General features: G+C 75.4%; 22 protein-coding genes. 19 read left to right on the forward strand and 3 right to left on the reverse strand.

From position 1 onward, the window contains the following. Window positions 1–472: 472 nt before the first annotated feature. On the forward strand, window positions 473–1,450 hold the full coding sequence (locus tag BM142_RS22435; RefSeq protein WP_217640845.1) for a tetratricopeptide repeat protein: 978 nt from the start codon (window positions 473–475) through the stop codon (window positions 1,448–1,450). 92 nt (window positions 1,451–1,542) lie between these two features. Continuing rightward, entirely contained in the window at window positions 1,543–1,902 is a 360-nt protein-coding gene (locus BM142_RS22440; RefSeq protein ID WP_092203482.1) for a single-stranded DNA-binding protein, read from the forward strand. Between the two features lie 7 nt (window positions 1,903–1,909). On the opposite strand, the gene BM142_RS22445 is transcribed toward BM142_RS22440, so the two are convergent. After that, window positions 1,910–3,220, reverse strand: a complete 1,311-nt coding sequence (locus tag BM142_RS22445) for a DUF1015 domain-containing protein (protein WP_092203484.1) — start codon at window positions 3,218–3,220, stop codon at window positions 1,910–1,912. Window positions 3,221–3,325: 105 nt separating this feature from the next. Between BM142_RS22445 and BM142_RS22450 the strand changes: the two genes are divergently transcribed. Together BM142_RS22450 and BM142_RS22455 are read left to right on the forward strand one after the other, a co-directional pair. Continuing rightward, window positions 3,326–3,718 carry a tetratricopeptide repeat protein gene (locus BM142_RS22450; protein WP_092203485.1) on the forward strand — a complete coding sequence of 131 codons (393 nt, stop codon included), beginning with the start codon at window positions 3,326–3,328 and terminating at the stop codon, window positions 3,716–3,718. After that, window positions 3,715–4,818, forward strand: coding sequence for an HAD-IIA family hydrolase (locus BM142_RS22455; RefSeq protein WP_092203487.1), 1,104 nt, complete (start codon window positions 3,715–3,717; stop codon window positions 4,816–4,818). The genes BM142_RS22450 and BM142_RS22455 overlap by 4 nt, the downstream gene beginning before the upstream one ends. Here BM142_RS22455 and BM142_RS22460 read toward each other — a convergent pair. Beyond that, a complete protein-coding gene (locus tag BM142_RS22460; RefSeq protein ID WP_254791162.1) occupies window positions 4,815–5,132 on the reverse strand; it encodes an alkyl sulfatase C-terminal domain-containing protein in 318 nt (105 codons plus the stop codon). The two genes, BM142_RS22455 and BM142_RS22460, sit on opposite strands and share 4 nt — an antisense overlap. Before the next feature lie 272 nt (window positions 5,133–5,404). Between BM142_RS22460 and BM142_RS25445 the strand changes: the two genes are divergently transcribed. The 5 genes from BM142_RS25445 to BM142_RS22485 all read left to right on the forward strand — a co-directional run bounded on the left by BM142_RS25445 (window position 5,405) and on the right by BM142_RS22485 (window position 10,057). Then, entirely contained in the window at window positions 5,405–5,533 is a 129-nt protein-coding gene (locus tag BM142_RS25445) for a hypothetical protein (RefSeq protein WP_256381327.1), read from the forward strand. After that, window positions 5,533–6,330, forward strand: coding sequence for a TlyA family RNA methyltransferase (locus BM142_RS22470; protein WP_092203493.1), 798 nt, complete (start codon window positions 5,533–5,535; stop codon window positions 6,328–6,330). The genes BM142_RS25445 and BM142_RS22470 overlap by 1 nt, the downstream gene beginning before the upstream one ends. Before the next feature lie 73 nt (window positions 6,331–6,403). Further along, on the forward strand, window positions 6,404–7,456 hold the full coding sequence (locus BM142_RS22475; RefSeq protein ID WP_092203495.1) for an NAD kinase: 1,053 nt from the start codon (window positions 6,404–6,406) through the stop codon (window positions 7,454–7,456). Further along, window positions 7,431–9,263 (forward strand): DNA repair protein RecN, encoded by a 1,833-nt coding sequence (recN, locus tag BM142_RS22480; protein WP_217640846.1) that lies wholly within the window; start codon window positions 7,431–7,433, stop codon window positions 9,261–9,263. Before BM142_RS22475 ends, recN begins: the two co-directional genes overlap by 26 nt. A gap of 80 nt (window positions 9,264–9,343) precedes the next feature. Next, window positions 9,344–10,057: a class I SAM-dependent methyltransferase gene (locus tag BM142_RS22485; protein WP_092203497.1), complete on the forward strand. Its 714-nt coding sequence runs from the start codon at window positions 9,344–9,346 to the stop codon at window positions 10,055–10,057. A 29-nt stretch (window positions 10,058–10,086) separates the two neighbouring features. Here the strand turns inward: BM142_RS22485 and BM142_RS22490 are convergent, their stop codons facing one another. Next, entirely contained in the window at window positions 10,087–10,935 is an 849-nt protein-coding gene (locus BM142_RS22490; RefSeq protein ID WP_254791164.1) for a TetR/AcrR family transcriptional regulator, read from the reverse strand. A gap of 165 nt (window positions 10,936–11,100) precedes the next feature. On the opposite strand from BM142_RS22490, the gene steA reads away from it, so the two are divergent. The 10 genes from steA to BM142_RS22540 all read left to right on the forward strand — a co-directional run bounded on the left by steA (window position 11,101) and on the right by BM142_RS22540 (window position 22,864). Further along, window positions 11,101–12,288, forward strand: a complete 1,188-nt coding sequence (gene steA, locus BM142_RS22495; RefSeq protein ID WP_092203499.1) for a putative cytokinetic ring protein SteA — start codon at window positions 11,101–11,103, stop codon at window positions 12,286–12,288. Then, on the forward strand, window positions 12,285–13,232 hold the full coding sequence (locus tag BM142_RS22500) for a copper transporter (protein ID WP_092203500.1): 948 nt from the start codon (window positions 12,285–12,287) through the stop codon (window positions 13,230–13,232). The genes steA and BM142_RS22500 overlap by 4 nt, the downstream gene beginning before the upstream one ends. Before the next feature lie 20 nt (window positions 13,233–13,252). Then, window positions 13,253–14,083, forward strand: coding sequence for a hypothetical protein (locus BM142_RS22505; RefSeq protein WP_092203556.1), 831 nt, complete (start codon window positions 13,253–13,255; stop codon window positions 14,081–14,083). Next, window positions 14,080–15,720 (forward strand): murein biosynthesis integral membrane protein MurJ, encoded by a 1,641-nt coding sequence (gene murJ, locus BM142_RS22510; RefSeq protein ID WP_092203502.1) that lies wholly within the window; start codon window positions 14,080–14,082, stop codon window positions 15,718–15,720. Before BM142_RS22505 ends, murJ begins: the two co-directional genes overlap by 4 nt. Further along, a complete protein-coding gene (locus tag BM142_RS22515) occupies window positions 15,713–16,870 on the forward strand; it encodes a glycosyltransferase family 4 protein (protein ID WP_092203504.1) in 1,158 nt (385 codons plus the stop codon). The genes murJ and BM142_RS22515 overlap by 8 nt, the downstream gene beginning before the upstream one ends. Then, window positions 16,867–19,242 carry a hypothetical protein gene (locus tag BM142_RS22520; protein WP_092203506.1) on the forward strand — a complete coding sequence of 792 codons (2,376 nt, stop codon included), beginning with the start codon at window positions 16,867–16,869 and terminating at the stop codon, window positions 19,240–19,242. Before BM142_RS22515 ends, BM142_RS22520 begins: the two co-directional genes overlap by 4 nt. Then, window positions 19,217–20,953, forward strand: a complete 1,737-nt coding sequence (locus BM142_RS22525) for a CTP synthase (RefSeq protein WP_254791165.1) — start codon at window positions 19,217–19,219, stop codon at window positions 20,951–20,953. The genes BM142_RS22520 and BM142_RS22525 overlap by 26 nt, the downstream gene beginning before the upstream one ends. After that, window positions 20,953–21,537, forward strand: coding sequence for an NUDIX domain-containing protein (locus BM142_RS22530; RefSeq protein WP_092203508.1), 585 nt, complete (start codon window positions 20,953–20,955; stop codon window positions 21,535–21,537). Before BM142_RS22525 ends, BM142_RS22530 begins: the two co-directional genes overlap by 1 nt. 164 nt (window positions 21,538–21,701) lie before the next feature. Then, on the forward strand, window positions 21,702–22,607 hold the full coding sequence (locus BM142_RS22535; RefSeq protein WP_175527412.1) for a nucleotidyltransferase family protein: 906 nt from the start codon (window positions 21,702–21,704) through the stop codon (window positions 22,605–22,607). Then, window positions 22,604–22,864 carry a hypothetical protein gene (locus BM142_RS22540; RefSeq protein ID WP_092203512.1) on the forward strand — a complete coding sequence of 87 codons (261 nt, stop codon included), beginning with the start codon at window positions 22,604–22,606 and terminating at the stop codon, window positions 22,862–22,864. Before BM142_RS22535 ends, BM142_RS22540 begins: the two co-directional genes overlap by 4 nt. Window positions 22,865–22,892 lie beyond the last annotated feature (28 nt).

Raw genomic sequence — 22,892 nt, forward strand, 5'->3', positions numbered from 1 at the left:
GCAGTGGCAGGACCGGCGTCCGCAGGGGGAGCGCCCGCAGCGTTCCGGCGCGCCCCGGTCCGACCGGCCGACCGGTGACCGGCCGCAGTGGCAGGACCGGCGCACGCAGCGCGGCGGCCCCGGGGATGGCGCCGGCCACGAGCGTTCCGAAGGGTCCCGGAATGCCCGCGGGCAATGGCAGCAGCGCACGGAGCGCAACGGTCCGCACGGCAGCAGTCCGACCGGTGACCGGCCGCAGTGGCAGGACCGCCGGCCCCAGGGAGACCGCCCGGACCGCACCGCCGCGCCACGAGGCGGCGGTGGCTGGCGTGAGCGGCGGCCCACCGACGACCGGCGCGGCGCGCCGGCCCGCGGTGCTGGCCGACCGACCGCTCCCGGCCGGCCGGCGGGCGCCGGTGAGGAGCGCCGTCCACCGCTCCCGCCCGGCCCGGCCATCCCGGACTGGGTCGACGTCCGGGACCTGGACCCGGCGGTGCGGAACGCGCTGCGGGGCATGGACCCGCGGAACGTCGAGCGGGTGGCCGCCCACCTCGTCGCCGCGGGCACCCTCGTGGACGACGACCCCGCCGCCGCCCTGGCACACGCGCGTGCCGCCCGGGACCGCGCCTCCCGCGTCGCCGCGGTCCGTGAGGCCGTGGGGGTCGCCGCCTACCACGCCGAGGACTACGCCGAGGCGGCTCGTGAGCTGCGCGCCTACCGCCGGATGAGCGGGGACGAGGGCTACCGCGCCGTCCTGGCCGACTGCGAGCGCGCTCTCGGGCGCCCGGAGGTGGCGCTGCGGCTCGTGGCGGAGGCGCTCGCCGACGCCCCGGATGCGCAGGAGACCGCGGAGCTGCGGATCGTGGAGTCCGGCGCCCGGCTCGATCTCGGGGAGACCCCAGCGGCCCGGCTCGTGCTCGAGGCGGCCCTCGGCACACCGCTGGAACCGGCGACCCTCCAGGCCGGGGACGAGGCCCGGCTCAGGCTGGCCACCGCATATGCCGATCTCCTGGAGCTCCAGGGCGAGACGGAGCGGGCGATGGAGTGGCTCGTCGCCATCGCCGCCGCGGACGCCGACGGCGTCACCGGAGCCGTGGACCGCCTCGGCATCGAGTTCACCGACCTGGAGGACGAGTTCGTCGACGCTGCCGACGGCGACGGCGACGGCTCCGGGAACGAGGGCTCCGGGAACGACGGCTCGGCGAACGACGAGGACTCGGTGGACGTCGAGGACTCCCTGGACGAGGACGGCGGTACGGCCGGCGTCGAGCAGGTCGCCGACGAGCCCGCGAGCTTCCCGGCTGCCGCGCCACCGGAGGTCGTGGAATCGCTCCCCGAGGACGACCACGGACTCGGCCGCAGCTTCGACGAGGACGTCGAGGCCGAGGTGGCCGAGCTCCTGGGGGAGGTGGATCCGCCGTCGGCCGGCGCCGACCAGGACGGGGCCCACCCGTCGGGCACCGACGGCTGACATGCCGGGCCTCGTCGTCCACACCGCCCGGCGGCGTCCACAGATGCCGCCGGGGGGTGGGTGGGGGGCCGTGATCGGCGCAGGCTCTCCGCATGAGCGTGGCCGTGATCGACCGCAACGACGTGGTGCTCCGGGGGCGCCTGTCCGCCCCCGCCGAGATCCGGACGCTGCCCAGCGGTGATCCGCTGCTGACCTTCCGGCTCGTGGTCCGCCGGCCCGAGCCGCGGGCGCGCGGGCAGTCGGTGGACGTGCTCACCTGCATCACCTACGACCGAGGACTGCAGCGGCGTGCGGCGATGTGGCAGCCCGGCGATGTCATCGAGGTCGAGGGCGCCCTGCAGCGGAGGTTCTGGCGCACCGGCAGCGGCACGGCCTCGGTCTGCGAGGTCAACTGCCGGAGGGGCCGCAAGGTGCCCCGTTCGGGCGCCGCCGGCGGCGAGCGGACCGCGTGAAGGCCGCTCAGTCCGCCAGCGGACGCATGACCAGGCCGGTTCGTGGCTTCGGCACGAAGAGCGTGGACTTGCGCGGCATGCGGGCGCCGGCCCGGGCCACCGCCGCCACATCGGCGGGCGAGGGTGGGCGCAGCAGCAGAGCCACTCCGGCCCGCTCCGCGGCGACCCGGAGGGCCTCCTCGACGCTGTGCGCGATCAGCACCGAGTCCGGGTCGTCCGCACGCCGCCACAGGTGCGCCAGGAGGCCGTGGTGGGCCAGGACCACGTCCAGGCCCCGCCAGGCGGGCGGCGCCTCCGGCGGCACGGTGGTGAGGACGTCGCCGGTGGGGTGGGACAGGTGCACCAGCCGCTGCCCGTCGCTCACCAAGAAGCCGGTCTGCTCCGGATCGGCCGCCCATCGCCGGACGTCGTCGGCGAGCGACGAGCCACCGGCGGGCAGCTCGGTGAGACGGAAACCGGCGGCGGCGGCGTGGAGTGCCGCGTCCAGGTCGAGGCCGGGGACGACGCGGTGGATGGCATCGACCCGCAGCCCGCCGGGACCCATCGGGGTCACCAGGGCGAGGACGCTGCCAGGCCCTCCGCCGGTGCTGCGCTGGTGGGCGCGAGCGGCGGCGAACCGGTGGTGGCCGTCGGCGATGACCGCCTCGGTGCGGGCCAGGGCACCGATGACGCCGCCGATCGTCCGGCGGTCGGTCACCCGCCACAGCCGGTGCCGGACCCCGTCGACGTCCTGGACCACGAGGTCCGGCCGACCGCGGCGCATCTCCCCGGTCAGCGCCGCGACCTCCGGGTCGGGGTCGTGGGCGAGGACGATGGGCTCGAGATCGGTCGCGGTGGCCGACAACAGGGCCCGTCGTCCCTCCACCGCACGTGGATAGGTGTCCTCGTGCGGCAGGACCGCAGTGGATCCTGGCGGCGGCAGCGCGACCGCCCCCAGCCACCCCACGGTGGCCGGGCCGTCGCCGGCCGGCTGCAGCTCGTAGAGCCACAACGCCGGTTCGGCGTCGCGGACCAGCACGCGGTCCTGCTGCCATCGGCCCAGCGTCGCGGCGGCGAGCTCGGCCGAGCGCTGGACGGCGTCGCCCTCGCCGGGGTCCTGGCCGTCGCCCGGCCCGGTGAGCGGCAGGATCAGCCGGACGACGTTGTGCGGGTCGCTCGCGGCCAGCCGGCGCCTGCCGGCCGGCGTCACCAGGTCGTAGGCTGGCGAACTCACCCGGGCGAGGTGCTCGGGGTCCTGGTGCCGATAGGTGAGGGCGCGGAAGGGACGGACGTCGAGGCCCGTCGCCGACGCGGACGACCGGGACGACGACTGGGGCACGTGGTCGATCGTAGGAGCGCGGCGCCAAGCGCCCGGCACCAGCCGCCGGTCAGGGGCCGTCCCCGGACCCGGGCCGGGTCTGGCACGACGAGGGAGGTGGCACGCGTGTCGGAGTCCGCACCCGACGGCGGCGTCTACGAGTGGTACCAGCGCGGTAGCCAACTCCTGCGCGAGGGCCACCCCGCCGCAGCCGCCACGCTCCTGGGCCGCGCCTCGGCGACGGAACCGGACTCGCGCAGCATCCTGGAGGCGCTGGCGCGCGCACAGTACGACGCGGGCCGCTACGAGGAGGCCGTCATCAGCTTCACCAGGCTCGCATCCACCAGTCCCACCGACGACTACGCGCACTTCGGCCTCGGGCTGGCCGCCAGCCGGGCCGGGGAACTCCGGCTGGCCGCCGAGCACCTCGCCCTGGCGGTCGCCATGCGTCCCGACCTCGGCCACTACGCGCGGGCGCTGCGCGGGGTCCGGGCCCGGCAGGCGGCCGGGCCCGCATGAGCGCCGACGCCGCTCCGCTGCTCGCCGGCAGCAGCGCCCCGCCCGCGCAGGTCCACGACGTGGCCCTGCTCGACCTGGACGGGGTGGTCTACGTCGGCCCCGAGGCCGTCCCGGGGGTCCCGGAGGCCCTGCACGAGGCCCGGCGGGTGGGGATGCGCCTCGGGTTCGTCACCAACAACGCCGCCCGGACGCCCGAGCAGGTGGCCGCCCACCTGAGCGAGCTCGGCGTCCCCGCCGAGGCCGACGACGTCATCACCAGTTCCCAGGCAGCGGCCACGGTGGTCGCGGACCTGCTCGGCGCCGGCGCGCGGGTGCTGCCCGTCGGCGGCCCCGGGGTGTCGGCCGCGCTCGACGCCGCCGGCCTGGTCGTGGTCGGGCGGGCCGAGGACCGGCCGGCCGCCGTCGTGCAGGGGTACGGCCGCGAGGTGGGCTGGGCGGACCTCGCCGAAGCCGTGGTCGCCATCCGGAACGGGGCTCGGCACGTCGCCACGAACGCCGATGCCACGATCCCCTCTCCACGCGGCCCCCTCCCGGGCAACGGGGCGATGGTGGGCGTGGTCGCGGACGTCACCGGTCAGGCCCCGCTGGTCACCGGCAAGCCGGATCCGGCCATGCACGCCGAGTGCCTGCGCCGGACCGACGCGCGCCGGCCGCTGGTCGTCGGTGACCGGCTGGACACCGACATCGAGGGCGCTCGGCGCGCCGGTGCGGCGAGCCTGCTGGTGCTGACCGGCGTGACCGACGCGGCCGTCCTGCTCGCGGCCGCCCCCGACCGGCGCCCCGACCTCCTGGCCGAGGACTGCACCGGACTGCTACGGGCCCACCCGTCGGTGGTCCCGGACGGACCGTCCTGGCGGTGCGGCACGTGGACGGCGCACCCCGGCGAGGGCGAGGACGTGCTCGTCCTGGAGACGGGACAGGGCGCGCCCACCGGCGACGACGGGCTCGACGGGCTGCGGGCGCTCTGCGCGGCGCACTGGGCGCGGCACCCCGCGGACGCCGCGGCCCCCCGAATCGTGGCCGCCGGCGCCCCGGCGGAGGCGGCGCTGCACCGCTGGGGACTCCCGGCGGCCGGTCCCGACCGTGGCCGGCGCGCCTAGAGCAGCTTGCGCAGCCGCAACAGGTCGCGCAGGCCCGCCTCCAGCTTGACCCGTCCGCTCGCCCACGCCTGACCGAAGTGCAGGTCGCCGGCGACCATGGCCACGAGGTCGTCGCTGTTCATCGTCAGCCGGATGTCCGCCTTCGGCACCGCCGGCCCGTGCGGCAGCACGTGCAGGTCGCGGACGGCGCCGGAGCTCAGCCGCCCCAGCACCACCTCGTCGAGGTCGGTCAGCCGGCAGGAGAGGCTGCGGTCCAGACCCTCGGCGGCCGGGCTCCGGGCCAGGTCACCGAGGATGCTCCGGAGCGCCGTCATGCACTGATCCATCGTCGCCACGCGGGCGTTCCTCCAAGGCTGCACGGGTCCGGTCCGGTCGCGAGACGTTACCGCCTCCGTTCGTCCGCCCGTGCCCGTCGCCCGTGGCCGGTAACCTCGCCAGCGACGAGAACCGGCCCAGCGGGACACCGCGGGTGGGTGCCACTCCACCGGAAGGCAGGGCGATGACCGAGCCGAGCACGCCGCGACCCGTTCCCGGTCCGCCGCGCCCCGGTCCGCGTCCCGCCGAACCCGGCCCGGCGGACGGGACCGTGCCGGGGACGGCCGCCGTCGACGCGTTCGGCGACCTCGGCGGGCGGCCCATCGCCGAGCACGTGGCGGTCTTCGAGGCCGAGCACGCCCGGCTCGAACGCGAGCTCGGCACGATCGACCAGCTCTGATGGCCCGCCGCAGCCGGCTCGATGCCGAGCTCGTGCGGCGGGGCCTGGCCCGGTCCCGCGAGCACGCCGTCGCCCTCATCGCCGAGGGACGCGTCGCCGTCTCCGGCCAGGCCGCCACCAAGCCGGCGACCGGCGTCGAGGCGGCCACCCCCGTCGTGGTCCGCACGGATCCCGACCAGCCGAGCTGGGTCTCCCGCGGCGCGCACAAGCTGCTCGGCGCGCTCGAGGCGTTCGAGGTCCCCGTCGAGGGACGTCGTGCACTCGACGCAGGCGCCTCCACGGGCGGATTCACCGAGGTGCTGCTGAGCCGGGGCGCGGCCGAGGTCGTCGCCGTGGACGTGGGCTACGGCGAGCTGGCCTGGTCGCTGCGCACCGACGAGCGGGTCCGGGTCCTCGAGCGCACCAACGTCCGCACTCTCGCGCCCGAGGCGATCGACGGGCCGGTGGACCTGGTGGTCGCCGATCTCTCGTTCATCTCCCTGCGGCTCGTCCTGCCCGCCCTCGTCGCCTGCGCGACCGACGACGCCGACCTGCTGCCCATGGTGAAGCCCCAGTTCGAGGTGGGACGGGAGCGCCTGGGCGCCGGGGGCGTGGTCCGCGACCCCGAGCACCGGGTCGGGGCCGTCCTCGAGGTGGCCGCCGCGGCCGCCGCGCTGGGCTGGGGGACCGCCGGCGTGGTGGCCAGTCCGCTGCCCGGTCCGGCCGGCAACGTCGAGTTCTTCCTCCGCCTGCGCCGGGACGCCCCCGCTCCGCAGGAGGACGACGTCCGCCGGGCGGTCCGGGAGGGGCCGTCGTGAACCGCGGCGCGACCCACCGCAGGAACCGCACCGCGTCGCGAGCACGGCCGATCAGCGCCAGCGAGGAGAACACGTGAACCAGCCCCGACCGGGCGCGCCCGACCCGCAGGAGCCCCGCCGGGTCCTCCTGACCGTGCACACGGGCCGGAGCGACATCGTCGACCTCGCCCGTACCTCGGCCGCCCGGCTGATCGCGGCGGGGATCGTCGTCCGCGTGCTGGCCGATGAGGCCGAGGACCTCGACATCGCCGGCGCCGAGGTCGTCTCGGCCGACGCCGAGGCGGCCGGCGGCACGGAGATCGTGATGGTCTTCGGCGGGGACGGCACGTTCCTGCGGGCGGCGGAGCTGGCCCGGTACACCGACGCCGCGCTGATGGGGGTCAACCTCGGCCGGGTCGGCTTCCTGGCCGAGACCGAGCCGGAGGCGGTGGAGGAGACCCTGCTGGCGATCGAGCGGTGCGAGTACTCCGTGGAGGAGCGCCTCGCGCTGCAGGTCGACGTGCTCGACGGCCGGGGCACCGTCGTCGGCGGCACCTGGGCGCTCAACGAGGTCTCCGTCGAGAAGGCCCAGCGCTCGCGGGTCCTCGACGTCGTCCTCGCCATCGACGGCCGGCCGTTGACCAGCTTCGGGTGCGACGGCGTCCTGTGCGCCACCCCGACCGGCTCGACGGCCTACGCCTTCTCCGCCGGCGGTCCGGTGGTCTGGCCCGACGTCGAGGCCCTGCTGCTGGTCCCGAGCAACGCGCACGCCCTGTTCGCCCGCCCGCTGGTCACCTCGCCGGATTCGGTTCTCACCGTCGCCGTCCCGGCCGACGGCAACCGGTCGCGGGTGTCGGCCGACGGACGGCGCATGGTGGAGGTGCCCGACGGCGGGCGGGTCGACGTCCGCCGCGCCGACCGGCCGGTGCGGATCGCCCGCGTGCACGTGTCCACCTTCGGCGACCGGCTGGTGGCGAAGTTCGGGCTGCCCGTGCGCGGCTTCCGGGACGCCCGCCACGCCGGCCCGGGCCACGAGCTCTTCACCAGCCGCACGGTGCTCGACCACGACGTCGTGGCGAACCCCGCCGACGCCGACGTCACCGCCCCGACGGAGGTGCCAGGTGCCGGCCCGCACGACCGCGACTGACGACGGGCCTCCCGTCGCCACACCCCGCACCGGCACCCGGCGCGGGACCCGGCAGGATGGCCGACCGAGCACGTCCCCCGGCCGGCTGACCGAGCTGCGGATCCGCGGGCTGGGCTCGATCGACGACGCCACCCTGGAGCTCGGCACCGGCCTCACGGTGGTCACCGGTGAGACGGGCGCCGGCAAGACCATGGTGGTCACCGGGCTGACCCTGCTGTTCGGCGGCCGGGCCGATCCGGGCCGGGTCCGCGCCGGCGGCAAGGCCGGGGTGGAGGGACGCCTGGTGCTCCCGCCGGAGTCCCCGGCCTGGGCGCGGGCCGCCGACGCCGGCGCCGACCCCGACGACGACGGCAGCCTCATCCTGGCCCGCACGGTCAGCGCCGAGGGCCGCTCCCGCGCCTTCCTGGGCGGCCGCAGCGTGCCCGTGGGCGTGGTCGCGGAGCTGGCCGAGGGGCTGCTCGCGGTCCACGGGCAGACCGACCAGCTGCGGCTGTCCCGACCGGCGGAACAGCGGCGGGCCCTCGACCGCTATGCCGGCGCCGCCCACCTGGCGCTGCTCGACCGCTACCGCGAGGCGCACCAGCGGTGGCGTTCGCTGGCGGCCGACCTCGAGCGCCGGCACAGCCAGGCGCGGGAGCTGGCGCAGACCGCCGACGTCCTGCGCCACGGCCTCGAGGAGATCGCGGCCGTGGCCCCGGAGGCCGGCGAGGACGAGGCGCTCGACACCCAGGCAAAGCGGCTGGCCGACGCCGACGCGCTGCGCGCCGCGGCCGACGAGGCGCGGATGGCCCTGGTCGGCGACGTGACGGGGGACCTCGGCGGCGGCGAGCTGCCCCAGGACGCGACCGCCGCGCTGGCCATCGCCGAGCGGGCCCTGGCGGGCTCCGACGACCCCGCCCTCGTCCTCCTCGCGCAGGACCTCGCCGACGCCGTCGCCGTGGTGTCCGACGTGTCCGTGCAGCTGGCCGGGTACGTCGCCGACCTCGACGCCGACCCCGCACGGCTGGCCGAGGTCCTCGACCGGCGAGCCACCATCACCGCCCTCGTGCGCAAGTACGCCGGGCCGGGGGAGGGGCTGGCCGGCGTGCTCGCCTGGGCCGAGGACGCCGCCGGGCGGCTGGCCGCGCTCGACGTGTCCGACGAGGCGCTGGAGGCGCTCGCGGCGGCCCGCGACGCCGCCCGTGCCGAGGTGGACGACCTCGGTGCGCAGCTGTCCGCCGGCCGGCGCGCCGCCGCCGAGGGGTTCGCGGCGGAGGTGGGCGCCGAGCTGGCCGGGCTGGCCATGAAGAGCGCCCGCGTCTCCTTCGCCGTGGACAGCCACCCCGACGACCCCGGCGCCGAGGGCATCGACGAGGTCGCCCTGCTCCTCGCCCCGCACCCCGGTGCCCCGCCCCGGCCGGTGCACAAGGGTGCGTCCGGCGGTGAGCTGTCCCGGGTGATGCTCGCCATCGAGGTCGTGTTCGCCGGCGCCGACCCGGTCCCGGTCATGGTGTTCGACGAGGTCGACGCGGGGGTCGGCGGCCAGGCGGCCGGCGAGATCGGCCGGCGGCTGGCCCGGCTGGCCCGCGACCACCAGGTCGTCGTGGTCACCCACCTGGCGCAGGTGGCCGCCTTCGCCGACACGCACCTGGTCGTCGACAAGTCCCCGGACACCGCGGCGGGGGTCACCGCGACCGACATCCGGGTGGTCGAGGGGGAGGACCGCGTCCGGGAGATGGCCCGGCTGCTGTCCGGGCTCGGGAACAGCGACACCGGGCAGGCGCACGCGCGGGAACTGCTGGCGGTCGCGGCGGCCGGGCGCGGCTGAACGGCGCCGCGCGTGTGGCGCAGGACACGGACGGGTGAGCAGGGGCGTGACCGGCCCGACCGCGGGGTAGGCGGGCGGGCGTGACCTGCTTCTCCTCCGCCGACGAGTCGGCCCACTACGGATTCTCGGTGTGCATGCTCCTGGAGCAGTACCGCGCCCCGCTGGGATGGGAGGCGGAAGGGGTCGTCGAGCTGGGGACCGGTGATGCCACCGCCATCGCCGACGTGGTGCGGTCGCTGCCCGGCCTCCGGGTGTCCAGCTTCGACATCAGCGCCACCTCGGTCGAGACCGCCCGCGCGAACATCGCCGCCCGCGGCGTGGCCGACCGCTACACCGTGGAGCTGGGGGACTTCTTCGACCAGGCCGACGCCGCCGGTGGGCCGTCGGTGTCCACGGTCATCTCCAACCCGCCCTACATCCCTGCGCCGGACGGCGACATCCTGATGCCCGAGCTCTGGGGCGGCGTGCACGGCAACGATCTCGTCCTCCGCCTGCTCAAGGCGGGCTACGACAACGTGATCACCGCCGTGGCCAGCTACTCCGATCCCGCGGAGACCATCCGCACCGCGGCGGACCTGGGCTACCGCGTCGCGAACTTCCTCGCGATGGGCCTGGACTACGGCGCGTACAGCGGGGAGCCGAAGGTGCAGCGGCACATCCGCCGGATGTGCGGGGAGGGCCGCGGCTGGGCGGGCGAGGACGGGTACATGGTCGCCATCGCCCTGTTCACCCGGAGCCCCGACGTCCCCGGCGACCGCGCCGACCAGCTCCTCGCCGCCCTCCAGGTGTCCTGACGAGCGGGGGCCCGGAGGGCTCCCGACGATCAGCGTGACTTCGCGTAGCCCGCCAGGCCGAACTGCAGGAGCGAGAGCCCCCGTCGGCCCTGGCGGCGCAGCTCCGCGGCCAGTTCGGGGCCGTGCACACCCGCCAGCACGCGGTCGCGGGCGAGCTCCAGCAGGGAGGCGTACAGGCCGAGGACGGCGTGCGCGGCCAGCCACGGCTCCACCTGGCCGCGCCGCGCGCCGGTCTCCTCGGCGATCAGCGCGGCCAGGGCGTCGGTCAGCTCGCCCAGGATCTCCCGCTCGCGCGCCTGCAGCGTCCGGCTGCCCCGGATGATGCGGGCCATCCGGCGCACCCCCGAGGCGGCCTCGGGAGAGCCCAGCAGGCTGACCGCCCCGACGACGAAGCTGCCCGCGGCCGCGGACACCGACTCACCGGCCGGCCGACGGCGGACGGCGTCCAGCAGGGCGGCCCGCATCGGCGGGTCGGCGTCGAAGACCAGCCCCTCCTTGACCGGGAAGTGGTTGAAGACCGTCTTCTCCACGACACCGGCCCGGCGGGCGATCTCCAGCACGCTGACCGCGTCGAAGCCCCGCTCGGCGAACAGCTCGGCGGCGGCGTCGACGATCCTCGCCCGTGTCTCCTGGCGCTTCTGTTCCCGGACCCCGGGCCCCTGCTCCGCCGAGCGGCGGCGCCGGGGCGGGGTGGCGGGCGCGGCAACCGGCTCCGGCTGGGCGGCGTGCTGGGTCTCGACCGGGGCCGCGACCTCGCGGGCGACCGACGGAACCGCCCGGATGGTCGCCCCGACCGCGGCTGCCGGAGCGGCGTCGTCCCCGGACGGCGGTCCGGGCAGGGGGGTGGGTCGGGGCAGGGCGTGGGCCACTCCAGTCACACGGGCAACGCTAGTCACGACTCGGTAACGGTCCCGCTCAGGCGGCCGCGGGGGCGGACCGGGCGTGTCGCTCCGCCCGAAGTGTCGGACACGGTGCGTGACTGACAGGTCGCACAGGCGCGTCGGACGACCGGTGCCTCCGGGCGTCGTGACAGCATCGGGGTCATGCGCATCGGCACCCTTCGGCGCGGCCGGGGACAGGACACCGGGCCAGGTGTCTCCGGCACCGTCCGACTGGACCGCCGGACGAAGAACCTGACCAAGCGGCTGCAGCCCGGCGACATCGCGGTGATCGACCACGTGGACATCGACCGGGTCAGCGCCGACGCGCTGGTCGGGTGCAAGGTGTCCGCGGTGGTCAACGCCGCGCCCAGCATCTCCGGCCGCTATCCCAACCTCGGGCCCGAGATCCTCATCAACGCCGGCATCCCGCTGCTCGACGACGTCGGCAAGGACGTGTTCGCCCGCATCAAGGAGGGGGCCCACCTCCGGCTCGACGGCAACCAGCTGGTCACCGGCGAGGGCGAGGTCGTCGCCGAGGGCCGGGTGCACGACCGGCCGTCCGTCGCCATGGCGATGGCCGAGGCCAAGGCGGGCCTGTCCACGCAGCTGGAGGCCTTCGCCACCAACACGATGGAGTACATGAAGCGGGAGCGCGCGCTCCTGCTCGACGGGGTCGGCGTGCCCGACGTCGCCACCCGGATCGAGGGCCGGCACGTGCTGGTCGTCGTCCGTGGCTACGACTACAAGGAGGACCTGGCCGCCCTCCGCGCCTACATCCGCGACTACCGGCCGGTGCTGATCGGCGTCGACGGCGGCGCCGACGCGCTGCGCGAGGCCGGGTACCAGCCGGACATGATCGTCGGCGACATGGACTCGGTGAGCGACGACTCGCTCACCTGCGGGGCCGAGGTGGTGGTGCACGCCTACGCCGACGGCCGCGCTCCGGGCCTCGCCCGCGTGCAGGACCTCGGTGTGGAGGCGATCACCTTCCCGGCGTCGGCGACCAGCGAGGACATCGCCATGCTGCTGGCCGACGAGAAGGGCGCCACGCTGATCGTCGCGGTCGGCACGCACGCCACCCTGGTCGAGTTCCTCGACAAGGGCCGCGGCGGGATGGCCTCCACCTTCCTCACCCGGCTCCGCCTGGGCGGCAAGCTCGTCGACGCCAAGGGCGTGAGCCGGCTGTACCGCAGCCGCATCTCCACGGCCGCGCTGGTGGTCCTCGTGCTCGCCGCGTTCCTCGCGATCGGCTCGGCCCTCGCGGTGTCCGCGGCCGGCCGCCTCTACCTCGACCTCCTGCTCGACCAATGGAACAGCTTCGTGTTCTGGTTGGAGAACCTCTTCTCGTGATCGACTTCCGCTACCACCTGGTCTCGCTGATCGCCGTCTTCCTGGCGGTCGCGCTGGGCATCGTCATCGGGACGACGGCGCTCAACGAGCCGATCCTGACCGACCTCGAGCGCCAGGTGAGCGCGCTCACGGAGGACAAGCGCTCCCTCGAGGACCAGACCCAGCGGCTGCAGACGCAGCTGGACACCACCGAGGCCTTCGAGCAGGCCGTCGGCCCCGCCCTGGTCAACGGCACCCTGGAGGGGCAGCGCGTGCTGCTCGTCAGCACCAACGAGGACGTCGCGCCCGAGACCGTCGAGCAGGTGACGGCGCTGGTCGGCGAGGCCGGCGGCAGCGTGAGCGGGACGCTCTCGGTGCTCCCGGCCTACAGCGATCCGTCCACCGCGGCCAGCCTGCAGAGCTACGCCACCGGTGGCGGGCTGCCCGCGGGCATCGAGCTGCCCCCGACGGACGACGCCGGGCAACTCGTCGGCAGCCTCCTGGCGCAGGTGCTCATGGTGCCCGCCGAGGGGGCGGAGCCGGACGCGGCCGCGGCCTCCTCCGTCCTGTCCGGGCTCAGCTCGCTCGAGGTGCTCTCGGCCGACCGCGACACCGTCGCGCCGGCCGACTACGCGATCGTGCTGACCCAGGACGCCTTCACCGGCGAGGGCGCCGCCGACCGCAACGCGACCCTCATGGAGCTCGTCGCCGCGCTGGACGACGCCGGCTCGGGTGCCGTGGTCGCCGGTGACGCCGCATCCGCGGGGGAGAACGGCCTGGTCGGCGCGATCCGCGCCGATCCCGACCTCTCGGCGTCGGTCTCCACCGTGGACAACGTCCCCACCGCGGCCGGCCGGATCAGCGCCGTCCTGGCACTGAGCGCCGAGGCCGAGGGCACCTCCGGCACGTACGGGACCGCCGAGGGCACCCAGCCGGTGCCCCCGGTCCCCGCCGCCGTCCCGTGAGCGGTCCGGTCGGCACGTCCGTGCGGTGGACGCTGCCGTTGGCGCTGGCCGGTGCGGGCGCCGCGCGGGCGGCACTGGCGGGGGCGGCCGCCCTCGACCGGCGGCCCGGCGGCCGGCCCTGGCGGCGGACGAACTTCGCCGGCCGGCCGGTGACGCTGCTGGGCGGACCCGCGCTCGCCCTCTCCGCGACCGCGTCCGCGGTGCTCGGCGCACCCGCCGGGACGCGGGCGGCGGCCGCGGTCGTCGGGACCGTGTCGGGCCTGGTCGGGGCCTACGACGACCTCGCCGGCGCCCGGCCGGAGCAGGCCCGCGACAAGGGGCTCGCCGGCCACCTCCGGGCGCTGCGGGCCGGCCGGGTCTCGGCCGGGGCGGTGAAGGTGGCCGGGATCGGGGCGGCCGCGGCCACGGCCGCCGTGCTCACCCGCCGCGGCACCGGCGCGGCTGCGTTCGTCGACGGCGTGCTCACCACCGGGCTCGTGGCCGGGACGGCGAACCTGGTGAACCTGCTCGACCTGCGACCGGGACGGGCCGGCAAGGCCGGCGTGCTCACCGCCGCGGCGTCCCTGCGGGGCCCGGCCGGTGCGCTCGTCGCCGGCCCCCTCGGCGCCACGCTCGCGGTGCTCCCGGCGGACCTGGGGGAGCGGGTCATGCTCGGCGACTCCGGCGCCAACGCCCTGGGCGCGCTGCTCGGGCTGCGCCTGGCCGGCATCCCGGCCCGCGGGGCACGGACCGGCCTGCTGGCCGCCGTGGTGGCGCTGACCCTGGCCAGCGAGAAGGTCAGCTTCACGAAGGTCATCGAGGCCACCCCGGGACTGCGCGAACTGGACCGCCTCGGCCGCCGGGCGCCGTGAACCGCCGCACGGTCGCGCAGGGTGTCGCCGGGGCCGCGGCCCTGATCGCCGTCCTCACCCTGCTGGCCCGCATGGCCGGCTTCGGCCGCACGCTGGTCTTCACCAACACCGTCGGGGCCGACAGCACCGGCGACGCCTACCAGGCCGCCAACACCGTGCCGAACATCGTCTTCGAGGTGGTCGCCGGCGGGGCGCTGGCCAGCCTCGTGGTCCCGATGCTGGCCGGCGGCATCGCCGCGGGGAACGCCGAGCAGGTGCGCCGGACGGCGTCGGCGCTGCTGGGCTGGACGCTGCTGGTGCTGACGCCCCTGGCCGTCGCGATCGCCGTGCTGGCCGAGCCCATCGCCCGCCTGTTTCTGGGCGGGGAGAACGAGGCGGAGGTGGCGCTGGCCGCCCGCTTCCTGCTGGTGTTCGCCCCGCAGGTGGTGCTCTACGGCATCGGCATCGTCCTGACCGGCATCCTGCAGGCCCACCGGCGCTTCGCCGGGCCGGCGATCGCCCCGCTGCTGTCCAGCGTCGTGGTCGCGGGCGCCTACCTCACCTTCGCCGCGATCGGCGGGGCAGGGGAGATCGAGGACCTGTCGCGGCCCGCCGAGCTGGTGCTCGGGGTCGGCACGACGCTCGGCGTGGTGGCGCTGAGCCTGAGCCTGCTGGTCCCCATGCGCCGGTTGCGGCTGGGGATCCGCCCGTCGCTGCGCTTCCCCGTCGGCGCCGCTCCGCGGGTCCGGCGGCTGGCCGTCGCCGGCGTCCTCACCCTCGCCGGGCAGCAGCTGGTGGCCGCCGTCGCCATCCGGCTGGCCGCCGGCGGCCCGGACGGCACCCAGGTCGTGTACGCCGCCGGCCTCACCCTCTTCCTGGTCCCGTGGGCGGCCCTGGCCGTCCCGCTGGCCACCTCGGCCTACCCCGGGCTCAGCGAGCGGGCCGACTCCGGCGACGCGGAGGGGTACCGCCGGGCGCTGGCCCCGGTCGCGGTCCTCGTCGTCGTCGCGGCGACCGTGGCGGCGGCCCTGCTGGTCGTCGTCGCGGGCCCCATGGCCCGCATCTTCCTGTCCGCCGAGACCGACGACGCCGTCGGTGCGCTCCGGGACACGATCATCGCCTTCGCGCCGGGCCTGCCGGGGTACGCCCTCGTCGCCCTGCTCACCCGCGCCCTGTACGCACGGGGGCTCTGGAAGCCGCCGACGGTGTGCGTGGTGAGCGGGTGGCTGCTCGCCGTCGTCGCCGACGTCGTCCTCGCCCGCGTCCTGCCGGTGGAGGACCGCGGGCTGGCGCTCGGGGCGGGGCACAGCATCGGGGTGCTCGTGGCCGGGTTCGCCCTCCTGGTCGCCGTCTCCCGCGCCGCCGGCCCCGGGGCGCTGTCCGGTCTTCCCCGGGCCGCCGGAGCCGCACTGGCCGGGTCCGCGCTGGGCGCCGGGCTGGGCCTGCTGGGCACGCGGGCGATGGGCGCCGACCCGGTGCCCGGTGGGCTGGGGACCGCGGTCGGCGGCGGCGTGGCCGGGGCGGGGATCGTGCTGGTCATCGCGGTCACCGTCATGATGGGGACGGCACGGCGGCCCCTGACCGAGGCGTGGGCTGCGCTCCGGGCACCCGACCGCCCGGTGCTCGCGACGGACCGACAGGAGGTGCACGGTGACTGAGCGCCTCCCCCTGTCCGGCCGTTCCGTCGTCGAGGTGCTCGCCACGAGCACCGGCGGTGTGGGCAGCCACGTCGCGACCATCGCCCCGGCGATCCGGGCCGCCGGGGCCACCGTGCGGGTCTGCGGTGCACCGGCGACGGAGGAGCTCTTCGGCTTCACCGCCACCGGCGCCGAGTTCCGGCCGGTCGGCATCTCCGGCGGCCTCGACCCCCTCGCCGACGGCCGGGCGGTGCTCCAGCTCCGGCGGGCGATCGGGGGAGCGCACCTGCTGCACGCCCACGGCCTCCGGGCCGGGCTCGTCGCCGCGGCGGCCCGGCGGATCTCGGGAGACCGCAGCCGGCCGCTGGTCCTCACCCTCCACAACGCCCTCCAGGAGGACTCCGGCCCCAGGCAGCGCCTCCTCCGGGCGATCGAGGGGACGACGATCCGCGCCGCCGACCTCGTCCTCGCCGTCTCCGGCGACCTCGCGGACAACGCCCGCCGGCTCGGCGCCCGGGACGTCCGCGTGGTGCCCGCGCTCGCCCCGCCGCGCCCACCGGCCGAGCGCTCCCGCGACGAGGTCCGGGCGGAGCTCGGTCTCGACGCCGGACGCCCGCTCGTCGTGGCCGTGGGCCGGCTGCACCCGCAGAAGGGCTACGACGTCCTGCTCGACGCCGTGGCGCGCTGGGAAGCCGACGGGCGGCTGCGGCCGGCACCGCTGGTGGCCGTCGCCGGCGACGGCCCGCTCGAGGACCAGCTCGCCGACCGGATCCGTGCCCAGCGCCTGCCCGTGCTGCTGCTCGGCCGCAGGTCCGACGTCGCCGACCTGCTCGCCGCCGCCGACCTGTGCGTCCTGCCCTCGCGCTGGGAGGGCAGCCCCTTCACCGGGCAGGAGGCGCTCCGCGCGGGCACGCCACTGGTCGCCACCCGCGCGGGCGGCATGCCCGACCTCTTCGGCGACGCCGCCGCGTTCGTGCCCGTCGGCGACGCGGGCGCCCTCGCCGACGCCGTCGTCCAGGTCCTCACCGACCCGGTGCGCGCCGCCGAGCTGTCCGCGGCCGGGCCCCGGCAGGCCGCCGGCTGGCCGGACGAGGAGGCGGCCGGCCGGACGATCGTCGCCGTCTACCGCGAGCTCCTCGGTGCCCCCGGGCAGGAGGACGGCCCGCCATGAGGCCGGCCGCCCGCGCCGCGGTGCTGCTGGCCGCCCTGCTGGCACTGCTGGCAGTCCTGGCCGGCCCCGCCGCCGCCCGGAGCGACAGCGGCACGGGGGAGGACCGGGCGGCGGACTCGGTGGTGGTCGTCGGCGTGCCGGGGCTGACCTGGGCCGACATCGACCCCGTCGGCACGCCGGAGCTGTGGGCCCTGGCGCAGGAGTCCTCGATCGGCGCCCTCTCCGTCCGCGCCGCCCGCGGGACGACCTGCGTCCTCGACGGCTGGGCCACGCTGGGTGCCGGCAACCGGACCCGCGTACCCGGACCCGACGACGGTCTGCCCCCGGTGCCGCTGCCGACCGTCCCGCTGACCGGTGACGAGGCCGCGCCCGCGACGCCGGTGCCCGGAGCGGACGGCGAGCCGGCGCCCGAGCCCCAGCTGTACACCTCGCTGTCCTACTGCGGGCTGCAGGAACGCACCGCCAGCGTGGCGCTGGAGGACCCGCTGGCCACCGTGGAGCGCACGGCGGCCGATCCGGGCACCCGCCGCTTCGGTGCCGAGCCCGCGGCGCTGGGTGAGCAGGTGGGCTGCGCGACCGTCAGCGGCCGGGCCGCGACGCTCGCGGTCGCCGCACCCGGGGTGGAGCTCACCCGGCCCGCGTCGCTGCCGTCGGACCCGGGACAGCTCGCCGAGGTCCTGGGGCAGTGCCCGCTCACCCTCGTCTCGCTCGACCAGCTGACCGCCGCCGGGCGGCCCGGGGTCGAGAAGACCGACGACGGCACCGACCCCGAGCCGCGCGCGTCGGCGCTGGCCCGGATCGACCGCGCGGTCGGCGAGCTGCGCGCCGCGATCGCGCCGCGGTCGGAGGAGACGCTGCTGCTGCTGGCCGGGATCTCCGAGGTCAACGACGGCCGCCCGCAGCTGCACGTCGGCATGGCCTCGGGACCGGGCTTCGGTTCCGGCTGGCTGACGTCGTCGAGCACCGGGCGGGCCCCGTACGTCCAGCTCATCGACGTGGCACCGACCGCGCTGCGGGCGCTGGGGCTGGAGCGCCCGCCGTCGATGAACGGGCAGCCGATGCGCTCGGTGGGGGAGCGGCCGGCCCTGGAGACGGCGGTGGAGCTGCTGCGCGAGGCGAACACGGCCGCGACGGTGCACCACCGCAACGTCGGCAACTTCTTCTGGGTCGTGGTGTTCGTCTCCGCGCTCGTCGTCGCGCTGGGCATCGTCCTGCTGGGCGGCTGGCAGCGTCGCCCGGCACCGAGGTCCCCGGGACCCCGGGCGCGGGCGCTGCTGCGGCTGCTGGCCCTGGTGGCGGGCGCCCTGCCGGTGGCCACCTACCTCGCCGGCCTCGTTCCCTGGGAGCGCTCCGGCTCGCCCCTGCCCGCCCTGGTGCTCGCCGTCGTCGCCGCGGACCTGGCGGTGGTCGCGCTGGCCCTCGCCGGCCCGTGGCGGCGTGCCCGGCTCGGCCCCGCGCTGGTCGTCGTCGCCGTCACCCTGCTCACGCTGCTGCTCGACGTGCTCACCGGGTCGTCGCTCGAGCTCAACGGGCTGCTCGGGTACGACGCCATCGTCGCCGGCCGGTTCACCGGGTACGGCAACCTCAGCTTCGGCCTGCTCGCGGTGAGCGCGCTGCTCGTCACCGCCGCGGTGGCGGCCGCCGCGGGCCGGCGCGCCGGGCCGGGTCGGGCCCGGGCGGTCACCGCCGCCACGGTCCTCGGCATCGGGCTGGTCACCGTCGCCGTCATCGGGGCGCCGTCCCTGGGCCGCGACTTCGGCGGGGTGCTGTCGGCGATGCCCGGGTTCCTGCTCCTGGCGATGCTGCTGGCCCGGGTCCGGGTGACCCTCGCGCGGTTCGCCGCCATCCTGGTCGTCGCCGCGCTGGCGGTCGGCACGGTCGCCGTCCTGGACTGGACCGGCCCGCCCGACGAGCGCAGCCACCTGGGCCGGTTCGTCGAGCAGGTGCTCACCGGCGAGGCGTGGACGGTGGTCAGCCGGAAGGCGTCGGCCAACATCGACATCCTGCTGGGCAGCCCGCTGGCCTGGATGCTGCCGGTCGCCCTCGTCGCGGCGGTCTGGCTGCTGCGCCCCGGTGGGCTGCTGCGGGGCGGAGCGGGGCTGCCGGCCGGCGACGCCGCCGTCCTCCGCGCCGGCCTGGTCGCCGGAGCGCTGAGCCTGGCGCTGGGCGCCGCGGTCAACGACTCGGGAGTGGCCCTGCCGGCCACCGCCGCCGCGCTGCTCGTGCCGCTGCTGGTCTGGCTGGCCGCCGGACGCGGCGGGACGGGCACCCCGTCGGAGGAGTCGGCGGGTGGCGCGCCCCACTCGGGGCCGGTCGAGGGACCGGACCGTGTTACGGTCGTCTCCCGTGGATCGACCGTCGGGAACCCCTGAATCCCTCGCCTCACGTGGCCTTCTGCACAACTCCCAGCCGACGAAGTTCGTCTTCGTCACCGGCGGGGTCGTGTCCTCGCTCGGCAAGGGGCTGACAGCGAGTTCGCTCGGTGCCCTGCTGTCCAGCCGGGGGCTGCGGGTCACGATGCAGAAGCTGGACCCCTACCTCAACGTGGACCCGGGGACGATGAACCCGTTCCAGCACGGCGAGGTCTTCGTCACCGAGGACGGCGCCGAGACCGACCTGGACGTCGGTCACTACGAGCGCTTCCTCGACATCGACCTCTCCGGGCGGGCCAACGTCACCACCGGCCAGGTCTACTCCGAGGTGATCGCCAAGGAGCGTCGCGGCGAGTACCTCGGCGACACCGTGCAGGTGATCCCGCACATCACCAACGAGATCAAGTCCCGCATCATGGCCGGCGCGGACGGCCCGGAGCGGGTCGACGTCGTCATCACCGAGGTGGGCGGCACGGTCGGCGACATCGAGTCGCTGCCCTTCCTGGAGGCCGCCCGGCAGGTGCGGCACGAGATCGGCCGGGACAACTGCTTCTTCCTGCACATCTCGCTGGTGCCCTACATCGCGCCGTCCGGTGAGCTGAAGACCAAGCCGACCCAGCACTCGGTCGCCGCCCTGCGCAACATCGGCATCCAGCCCGACGCCGTCGTCTGCCGCTCCGACCGCGAGATCCCGGCCGGGCTCAAGCGCAAGATCAGCCTGATGTGCGACGTCGACGCCGAGGGGGTCATCTCCTGCGCGGACGCCCCGTCGATCTACGACATCCCCAAGGTGCTGCACCGCGAGGGGCTGGACGCCTACGTCGTCCGCCGGCTCGGCCTGCCCTTCCGGGACGTCGACTGGACCGTGTGGGGGGACCTGCTCGACCGGGTCCACGCCCCCAAGGAGACGGTCACCATCGCGCTGGTCGGCAAGTACATCGACCTGCCCGACGCCTACCTCTCGGTCACCGAGGCGCTGCGGGCCGGCGGGTTCGCGCACCGCAGCCGGGTGCAGATCCGCTGGGTGCCGTCGGACGACTGCGAGACGCACGAGGGGGCGGAGAAGGCCCTGGCCGGGGTGGACGGCGTCTGCATCCCCGGCGGGTTCGGCGTCCGGGGCATCGAGGGCAAGCTCGGTGCGCTGACCTACACCCGCATCAACGGCATCCCGACCCTGGGCCTCTGCCTGGGCCTGCAGTGCATGGTCATCGAGTACGCCCGGCAGGTCGCGGGCCTGGAGCACGCCAACTCGGCGGAGTTCGACCCGGAGACCCCCGACGCGGTGATCGCGACCATGGCCAGCCAGGTCGACGTCATCGCCGGCGAGCGCGACCTCGGCGGCACCATGCGGCTGGGCAGCTACCCCGCGACGCTGCAGAAGGGCTCGGTGACGGCGGGCGCGTACGGGTCCACCGAGATCACCGAGCGGCACCGGCACCGCTACGAGGTGGCCAACGCCTACCGGGACCGGCTCACCGAGGCCGGCCTGGTGTTCTCCGGGACGTCGCCGGACGGGCTGCTGGTGGAGTTCGCCGAGCTGCCGCACGAGACGCACCCCTTCTACGTCGGCACCCAGGCGCACCCCGAGCTCAAGAGCCGCCCGACCCGGCCGCACCCGCTGTTCGCGGCGTTCGTGCAGGCGGCGATCGACTACCAGGAGGCGGCCCGGCTCCCGGTCACGTTCGACGAGGCGGAGAAGGTCGGGATCTGATGCCCCACGAGTTCCGGGTGCTCGCCAGCGAGCCCGTCTACGAGGGGCGGGTCATCGCGCTGCGCCGGGACACCGTGGCCATGCCGGGGGGCGGGGACAGCGTCCGCGAGGTCGTGTCCCACCCCGGGGCCGTCGCCGTCGTGGCGCTGGACGACGAGGACCGCGTCGTCCTGCTCCGCCAGTACCGCCACCCGGTCGGCCGGCACCTCTGGGAGCTGCCGGCCGGGCTGCGCGACGCCGACGGGGAGCCGCCGCTGGAGACGGCGAAGCGCGAGCTGGCCGAGGAGGTCATGCTGCGCGCGGACCGCTGGTCGTTGCTGACCGAGGTCTACAACTCGCCGGGATTCTGCGACGAGCTGGTGCTGGTGTACCTCGCCGAGGGGCTGGCCGAGGTGGCCCGCCCCGACGGCTTCGTCGTGGAGCACGAGGAGCGGGACATGACCGTCGAGCGGGTCCCGCTCGCCGACGCGGTCCAGCGGGTGTTCGACGGGGACATCCGCAACTCCTCCGCCGTCACCGGGATCCTGGCCGCGGCCCAGGTCCGCAGCGGATCCCCGCGGGTGCGCCCGGCCGACGCGAGCTGAGCTGTTCGCCACCCGTCAGCTCTGGGGATCGGTCGCAGGCGCAGGCGAGCGCTGAACTTCGGGTGATTCCCATCCTGGCGGTGTGGGCGAGGGCATTGGTGTTGAGGAAGACAGTTGTGTAGCTGCCGAAGTGGCAGGCTGAGGGGATGGTGAGAATCGGGGCAGTGAAACTGCCCGCGAGCAAGAAGAAGCTCTCCGAGCTAGGCCAGCGGCTGGCTTCCGAGACCCTCCTTCCCGGTGACCAGGAGCTTTATGTCGCTCTCCTTGACACCTATGACCGGGTGCAGCAGGCGACTAGAACGGTCATCGAAGGTGTCGACTGGGGTCCCTTGCTCAGTGGTCCCCTTGACGTGACCGGGCGCACGAAAACGCTGGACACGCTTGTCCAGAAGCTCAGACGGTCGCCCGCAACGAAGCTTCCCTACGTCAGGGACATCGCTGGGGTTCGGGTGGTCGGAGATTTCCCGTTGGTCGTGCAAACTGCACTCGCCACCAGGTTGCTCACGGCCTTCGACGAGCCAGACGGAGTCCTCATCGATCGTGTCGCGCAGCCCGTCTCCGGCTATCGGGCGATTCATATCGTCGTCCGAATCGACGGAATTCCGGTTGAGGTGCAGATTCGCACTCGCCTGCAGCACGTGTGGGCTGAAATCTACGAGCGTGTGGCTGACCGCTGGGGTCGACAGATCAGATATGGGGACCCGCCGGACCCTGAGCCGCTTCCGCGCGAGGACGGTCTAACCCGGCAAGAAATCGTCGGCTTCTTGCAGAGACTCTCGCTCGAAGAGATCGCTGAATGCGAGCGCGCCGGCATCCTGTCATTCGCAGTCTCCGAGGCCCTCCGCCCCGGCAGTGTCGGTGCGGCAGTTCGGCCCGTCCTAGGTCTTGAGTCCGACCTCGAGAAGTTGGCGGAGGACCGGCTGACGGAGTGGCGGACTACGTCATCCGAGGTCGTCGACCGAGTGCAGGAGGTCGGAGCGGCTCTCGAGGACACCCTGCTCAAGGTGGGGGAGTTGCTGGACGAAGAAGAACCAGACCACGAAATTGCGTCTAGCCTGGAGGGACCATGAGCAGCTTCCTGATCCGCTACGACCGCCGTACTGGCGCCGTCGACGTCACCGAGTACCAGGGGGAACGCGGCCGGGTGATGGCGCTTGCGGGTCGGGTTGAGGCTGAACTCAACCGTGACGGACGGGATCTGGAGGTTGTCGTTCTGTCTGCGGGCTCCCTCGAGGAGCTCAAGCGCACGCACGGCCGCTACTTTCGCTCAGCTCGTGAACTGATCGCAGGCCTCACCGAAGGCAGCTCTCCGGTTCGAACAGCGTAATGACTACGGCTGAAACCGATGAGCGCGC

Origin of the sequence: Blastococcus tunisiensis (assembly GCF_900112815.1) — a bacterium.
In the GTDB taxonomy this organism is placed as follows: Bacteria; Actinomycetota; Actinomycetes; order Mycobacteriales; family Geodermatophilaceae; genus Blastococcus_B; species Blastococcus_B tunisiensis.

What these genes read in the sequence shown, in the direction of transcription:
- BM142_RS22440 (WP_092203482.1), top strand. Translation starts at nt 1,543, where the DNA reads ATGAGCGTGGCCGTGATCGACCGCAACGACGTGGTGCTCCGGGGGCGC.
- BM142_RS22455 (WP_092203487.1), top strand. Translation starts at nt 3,715, where the DNA reads ATGAGCGCCGACGCCGCTCCGCTGCTCGCCGGCAGCAGCGCCCCGCCC.
- BM142_RS22460 (WP_254791162.1), bottom strand. Translation starts at nt 5,132, where the DNA reads ATGACGGCGCTCCGGAGCATCCTCGGTGACCTGGCCCGGAGCCCGGCC.
- BM142_RS22470 (WP_092203493.1), top strand. Translation starts at nt 5,533, where the DNA reads ATGGCCCGCCGCAGCCGGCTCGATGCCGAGCTCGTGCGGCGGGGCCTG.
- steA (WP_092203499.1), top strand. Translation starts at nt 11,101, where the DNA reads ATGCGCATCGGCACCCTTCGGCGCGGCCGGGGACAGGACACCGGGCCA.
- BM142_RS22520 (WP_092203506.1), top strand. Translation starts at nt 16,867, where the DNA reads ATGAGGCCGGCCGCCCGCGCCGCGGTGCTGCTGGCCGCCCTGCTGGCA.
- BM142_RS22530 (WP_092203508.1), top strand. Translation starts at nt 20,953, where the DNA reads ATGCCCCACGAGTTCCGGGTGCTCGCCAGCGAGCCCGTCTACGAGGGG.
- BM142_RS22540 (WP_092203512.1), top strand. Translation starts at nt 22,604, where the DNA reads ATGAGCAGCTTCCTGATCCGCTACGACCGCCGTACTGGCGCCGTCGAC.